At 69.4% G+C, this 6,019-nt stretch carries 7 protein-coding genes and 1 pseudogene; all 8 read right to left on the reverse strand.

What is annotated here, in order from left to right:
• Window positions 1-113 (reverse strand): light-harvesting protein (locus ACESL7_RS12000; RefSeq protein ID WP_372893561.1); only part of this gene is annotated, 113 nt, incomplete at its 3' end.
• A 131-nt stretch (window positions 114-244) separates the two neighbouring features.
• Entirely contained in the window at window positions 245-469 is a 225-nt protein-coding gene (pufQ, locus tag ACESL7_RS12005) for a cytochrome PufQ (protein WP_372893555.1), read from the reverse strand.
• 4 nt (window positions 470-473) lie between these two features.
• The gene (gene bchZ, locus ACESL7_RS12010; protein ID WP_372893556.1) at window positions 474-1,946 is read right to left on the reverse strand and encodes a chlorophyllide a reductase subunit Z; all 1,473 of its coding nucleotides are present in this window, start codon (window positions 1,944-1,946) and stop codon (window positions 474-476) included.
• Window positions 1,947-2,061: 115 nt separating this feature from the next.
• Window positions 2,062-3,651 (reverse strand): chlorophyllide a reductase subunit Y, encoded by a 1,590-nt coding sequence (gene bchY / locus ACESL7_RS12015; protein ID WP_372893557.1) that lies wholly within the window; start codon window positions 3,649-3,651, stop codon window positions 2,062-2,064.
• Window positions 3,648-3,785 (reverse strand): hypothetical protein, encoded by a 138-nt coding sequence (locus ACESL7_RS12020; RefSeq protein ID WP_372893558.1) that lies wholly within the window; start codon window positions 3,783-3,785, stop codon window positions 3,648-3,650. The genes bchY and ACESL7_RS12020 overlap by 4 nt, the downstream gene beginning before the upstream one ends.
• Complete coding sequence (locus ACESL7_RS12025; RefSeq protein ID WP_372893559.1) at window positions 3,772-4,776, reverse strand: chlorophyllide a reductase iron protein subunit X; 1,005 nt, start codon at window positions 4,774-4,776, stop codon at window positions 3,772-3,774. The genes ACESL7_RS12020 and ACESL7_RS12025 overlap by 14 nt, the downstream gene beginning before the upstream one ends.
• Window positions 4,773-5,714 carry a chlorophyll synthesis pathway protein BchC gene (bchC, locus tag ACESL7_RS12030; protein ID WP_372893560.1) on the reverse strand — a complete coding sequence of 314 codons (942 nt, stop codon included), beginning with the start codon at window positions 5,712-5,714 and terminating at the stop codon, window positions 4,773-4,775. Before bchC ends, ACESL7_RS12025 begins: the two co-directional genes overlap by 4 nt.
• A gap of 113 nt (window positions 5,715-5,827) precedes the next feature.
• Window positions 5,828-6,019, reverse strand: a pseudogene (locus tag ACESL7_RS12035) (methyltransferase); the annotation flags it as partial.

The following is a 6,019-nucleotide window of genomic DNA, read 5'->3' on the forward strand; positions in this document are numbered from 1 at the left end:
GCGACCACCGCAACGGCCACGAACAGCCAAAGGCCGCTCATGTAGACCGAGTGCAGCTCCTGGGCCTGCTCGTCTGTGAGACCTGTAAAGGACAGGTCGTTCTTATCAGCCATGAACTTTCCTCCGGAACGTTATGCTGACGCCGCGAACCCCGCGGCCGGGTTCCTTCGGGACCCAGGGGCCCCTCCGGTCTGACCTCCCGATCACCGGGAGGGCAGGGCGTGCCTCGCCCCGAGCGTGTCGCTCAGGCCGAGAAGATCAGGGGCGTGATCCGGTCCGCCTCGGCCCAGGCGCGGGCGAGCGGCCCGTGCATGTTGAGCGTGCGGGTGCGGATCACGTCGCGCGTCCAGCGCACCGTGGTGAACGGGATCGCCACCACGAAGATGACCGCGAAGTAGATGTGGAATTCGGCACCGCGGCGGCGGCCCGAACGGGTGCGCGGCGGGGGATTCGAGGTAATGTCTGCCATCTGGTCAGCCCTCCTTTGCGTCGCCTGTCACGGCCGGCGACACGGCCTTCACGGTCTCGAGGACCACACGCTCCGCGCCCGCATCGAGCGCGGCGCGCTCCGCGGCGTCGCGCAGCGTCTTGGCCGCGGAGATACGAGTGAGAACGGGGTGGGTCGCCACGATCCGGTCGAGCTCCCGCTGGGCGTCCTCGTCCCAGGGAAAATCGCGGCGCAGCCGCGCCGGCGTGGCATCCGCGGCATCCATCTCGGAGCCGAGCGGGAGAATGTGGAAGAGCGCGTCGAAAAGCCCGTTGCAGACCTCCTGCAGCAGGTAGGTCGCGCCGGCGTAGCCCATCATCGGCGTGCCGGTGGCCCGCCGGATCGCCGCGCCCGGGAAGCTCGCCGGGATGAAGGCCGGCTGCGGCCCGTGGCCCGCCTTGAGCTCGGCGAGATACATCTTCTCGTTGATCGAGCCGAGCACGATGAGCGGCCGCTCGCGCCCCATCAGCGCGCGCACTTCCTCGTTGTTGGTCTTGCGCCCGGCGATGCGCGCCACGGCGAAGGCGCAGGGCAGCCCGAGGTCGCTCTCGAGGTAGTGGCGGATGCCGCGGGCGTAGGTCTCGTTCGCGACGACGGCGAAGCTCGCGGTGGCGAAGAAATCCTGCGTGACCGAGCGCCAGAGATCCCAGACCGGCTTGATGGTCGAGTGCTTCTCGCGCTCGATGAAGGGCTCGGGGTCGAGATCCAGGAGCTCGCCCAGCTTGCGCAGGAACTTCGTGGTGCTCTCGATGCCGATGGGCGCCTGCAGATAGGGCTTGCCCAGAACCTCGGCGAGGTTGCGGCCGAACTCGCGGTACATGACCACGTTCACGTCGGCGTTCACCAGGTCGCGCATCTCGGCGAGATGGGCGCCCAGCGGCATCACCATGTTCACCTCGGCGCCGATGCCCTCGATCAGCCGCCGGATCTCGGCGAGGTCGGAGGGCATGTTGAAGACGCCGTACATCGGGCCGAGGATGTTGACCCGCGGCTTCGCGCCGTCGGGGCGCTTCTTCTCCGGCGGCATCCGGCCCTTGGTCATGCCGTGCTCGGTGAAGATCCAGGTCATCGCCCGATCGGCCGATTCCCACTGGTCCTCGTCGATGGTGCGCGGCAGGAACCGCTGGATCGACGTGCCCTCGGGCGTGACGCCGCCGCCGATCATCTCGGCGATGGAGCCGGTAACGACCACCGACGGCAGCGCCGGGTCGAGCGTCTCCCAGGCGCGCTTCATCGCGCCCTCGGTGCCGTCCTTGCCGAGCTCTTCCTCGGCGAGGCCGGTGACGACGATGGGCAGCTCGTGCGGCGGCAGCCCGTCGGTGTAGTGCAGCACGGAGGTGACCGGCAGGTTCTCGCAGCCCACGGGGCCGTCGATCACCACCTGAAGGCCCTTCACCGCCGTGAAGGCGTAGACCGCACCCCAGTAGCCGCCGGCCCGGTCATGATCCTGGATCAGCATTTCCCACCTCCATTCTTCTTGGTGGAAATATCCCGGGGGTACGGGGGCAGCGCCCCCGCTTCCCGTAGGGTGCGTGCTCGCACGCACCCTACGGGCTGATTGCGGACGGCAGCGCTCATATCATCTGCTCCGCCTTGGCGGCGCGCGCCTGCTTCTCGAGCTTCTTGCGGTGGCGTTCCGCGAACTCGGGATGCAGGTTCGGCGCGCCTTCCCAGATGCCGGCGGTGTCGCCCTCGCCCACGCCGTGGAAGAACTCGGTCATGTGCGCCATGCGGTCCTTGTTCTCCATCGCCGCGCGCATCACCTGCTGCAGCGAGCCGGCCCCCGCGGGCCCCATCAGCGGCCGGGCCGAGATGAGGTTCGTGAAGTAGAGCGAGGGGATCGAGAGCTCCTTGGCCTTCTGCACCACGGGCGTCGTGCCGATGGCGAGGTCGGGCTTCACCGCCTCCATCGCGGCGCAGTCGTCCTCGAGGCTCGCGCGGAAGGTGACCTTCGCGCCATGCGCCTCGAGCCAGGCCGCGTCCTCCGCGCTCCAGGGCGTCTTGGGGCAGGCGGTGCCGACATAGGCGACCTCCGCCCCGCTCTCCACGAGAAGCCGCGCGACCAGAAGCTCGCTGCCCTCGTAGCCCGAGAGCGTGATCCGCCCCTCGAGCCGCGCGCCCTCGAGCGCCTCCTTGATCGACGGCAGCACCGCGTTCTGCGCCTCGGCGATCTTCTCGGGCGGGACGCCGTGCGCCTCGCCGATGGCCTTGAGCCAGGCGGCCGTGCCCTCGTAGCCCACCGGGGCGGAGCCCACGATCGGGCGGCCCGCCGCCTCGAACTCGCGGATCGCGGCGGTGTAGAAGGGGTGGATCGCCGCGACCACCGCGCCGTCGAGCGCGGCGTAAAGCTCGCGCCATTCTCGGCAGGGCACCACAGGCCCGGCGGCGAGGCCCAGGGGCTCGAGCATCCGCCCGATCATCATCGGATCGGCCGGGAACATCTCGCCCAGCATCGTGACCGTCGGCCGCGAGCCACGTCCGCCCTCGGGGGCGGCGACCGGACCGGCCTCGACCTCGGCGCGGGCGTAGTTCAGCATCGCGCCGGCGAGCACGTCCTTGGCCTCCGCATGGGTCGGCACGCCGAAGCCCGGCACGTCGATGCCCACGATCCGCACGCCGTTGATCTCGTCCGGCAGGAGCCGGAGCGGCACGCCGGAGGCGGTCGGCACGCAGAGGTTGGTGACCACGATCGCGTCGTAGTGGTCCGGATCGGCCATTTCATGGACCGCGTCGCGGATGTCCTCGAAGAGCTTGCCGGTCACCAGCGTCTCGGAGCTGAAGGGCACGTAGCCCACCGAGCGCCGCGCGCCGTAGAAATGGCTCACGAAGGTGAGGCCGTAGACACAGCAGGCCGAGCCCGAGAGCATCGTCGCCACCCGGCGCATCCGGAGCCCGACGCGGAGCGAGCCGAAGGCCGGGCACATGCTCTGCGGCTTGTCGTGCGGCCCCTGCGGGTAGTCGGCCGCATACTGGTCGAGGATCTCGGACTGGCCGGCCATGCGCGCGGCCTTCTCCATCTCGGCGCCGGAGTGGCAGCCCATGCCGTCCACGGCGGGCTCGGCCTCCGGGGCGGCGGCGGCGCCACCGGCCTCGGGGGCCGCGCGACGCTCGCCCTCGATCACCACCGCGTCGGCGGCGGCGTCATAACGCACTTCGTCGGTCATGCCGCCCTCCCGTCGTCGCCCGGGGATTTGCGGATGTCTTCGATCAGCCGGCGCAGGCGGTCCGGCGGCGCGGTCTCGACGAGGCGCCGGAGCCGCGCGAGGCGTGCCGCCTCCTTCGGATCAGACGTCGTCATAGACCACCTCCAGGGACTCCTTGGGCTCATAGTACTTGCCCCGCATGTCGGCATCGGTGGCCGGCTCGAGCACGAAGTCGGCGCCCGTGTCCTTGCTGTCGAAGAGGTTGAGCAGGTCATCCTGGCTGAGCGGCGTGGGCCGCAGCGGCGGTGCGCCGGCGACCTCTTCGGCGAGCCCGGCGAAAAGCTCGCCCCACTGGCTCTCGCTGCTGCCGACGATCTGGTAGTTCGCGGATTTCTTGCGCAGGTCGTCGTCCTGCGGGATCGCGGCGAGGATCGGGATATCGACCGACTTCGCGAAGGCCTGTGCCTCGCCCGACTGGTCGTCCTTGTTCACCACGAGGCCGGCGACGCCGACATTGCCGCCGAGCTTGCGGAAATACTCCACCGCCGAGCAGACGTTGTTGGCCACATAGAGCGACTGCAGGTCGTTCGACGCGACGAGGATGACCTTCTGCGCCATGTCCCGCGCGATCGGCAGACCGAAGCCGCCGCAGACCACGTCGCCGAGGAAATCCAGCAGGACGTAGTCGAAATCCCAGTCGTGGAAGCCCAGCTTCTCCAGCAGCTCGAAGCCGTGGATGATGCCGCGCCCGCCGCAGCCGCGGCCCACTTCCGGGCCGCCGAGTTCCATCGCGAAGACGCCGCCGCGCTTGAAGCAGACATCGCCGATCTCGACTTCCTCGCCGGCGAGCTTCTTCTTGGTCGAGGTCTCGATGATCGTCGGGCAGGCCTTGCCCCCGAACAGGAGCGAGGTGGTGTCCGATTTCGGATCGCAGCCGATCAGCAGCACGCGCTTGCCCTGCTCGGCCATCATGTGGCTGAGGTTGGCCAGGGTGAACGACTTGCCGATGCCGCCCTTGCCGTAGATCGCGATGATCTGCGTGTGTTTCGTTGGCTCCTCGGCCGGCACCTCGAGCGTCGGCTCTTCGGCCGCTTCATCTCGAAGACGCTGGTCGAAATCCTTCAGGTTGGGCACTTCGTCCTTCACGCCGCATCCTCCCAGTTGAGAATCATTTTCAGGCAGGACTCGTCCTCGAAGGCGGTCCTGTAGGCGGTCTCGGCCTCCGCGGCGGGGGCCGTGTGCGTGATCAGTCCGGCAAGCGAGAGCGCGCCGCTCTCGACGAGGGCGCGGGTCGCGGCGAGATCCTCGCGCGCCCATTCGGCGGCGACGCGCAGGCGCGCCTCCTTCATGAAAGCGGGCGGGAACGCGAAGGAGAGGCCCTCGGGGTAGAAGCCCGCGAGCACCACCTCGCCGCCCTTCTCCAGCCGCCCGATCAGATCGTCCAGGATCGCGGCGTTGCCGGAGGCGTCGTAGATGGAGCGATAGTCGCGCTTCGGGTCGTCCTCGGGGCGGAGCACCTCGTAGCCCTCCGCGCCGCCCGAGCGGCCCTCGGAGATTTCCCAGACGGTCGGCGCCGGCGCGCCGGCGGCGATGGTCAGCCGCGCGAGCAGCCGGCCAAGCACGCCGTGCCCCACGATCAGGTCGGGCACCCGCTTGTCGAGCCCCGCCATCGCGTGGCGCGCGGTCGCGGCGAGGGCGAGCAGAGCACCCTCCGCGCCCCAGCCCGCCTCGATCGGCGTGACGCGGTCGGCCTGCGTGACGAGCAGATGCGCCGCCCCCCCGAAGAGGCCGAAGGCCCCGTCGAAGCAGTTCGCGCCGGGGACGAAAACGTGCTGTCCGGGCTTGTACCCGGTCGCCGGGTCGGCCTCGACGATCTCGCCGGCCGCCTCGTAGCCCGGCACCAGCGGATAGCCCATGCCCGGAAACGGCGGCATCTGCCCCGTGTAGAAGAGCTTTTCCGTGCCGGTGGAGATGCCGGAGTGATCGATGCGCACCACCAGATCACCCTCGCCCGGCGCGACGAGCGGCACGCTGTCGAGGCGCAGATCCTTCGGTCCGTTCAGGAGCACCGCTGGTGTGTGCATCGTCTCTCTCCCTCACCGGGGCCGGGGCGAGTCGCCCGTCGGCACTGTCGGCGTTATGGGTGTCAGTTTATCTTTACACATGGGCATGTCAATTAGCCGTGACGTAAAAACTGTCAGCCTTGCACGACAGATTGCACCGGCTTGCGCGCCACGAGCGCCGTGGTGACGTAAGGGCGCAGGCATTTCGGCCGCTCCGGCGTCTCGAAGCCGGCCTCGCGCAGGAGCGCGGCGATCTCGGCGGCGGAGCGGGTGCGGCCGGTGCGCATCGCCATGCAGTAGAAGGCGAAGTAGACGTCGGTCGCCCG

Origin of the sequence: Rhodosalinus sp., assembly GCF_041685465.1 — a bacterium.
GTDB lineage: Bacteria > Pseudomonadota > Alphaproteobacteria > Rhodobacterales > Rhodobacteraceae > Rhodosalinus.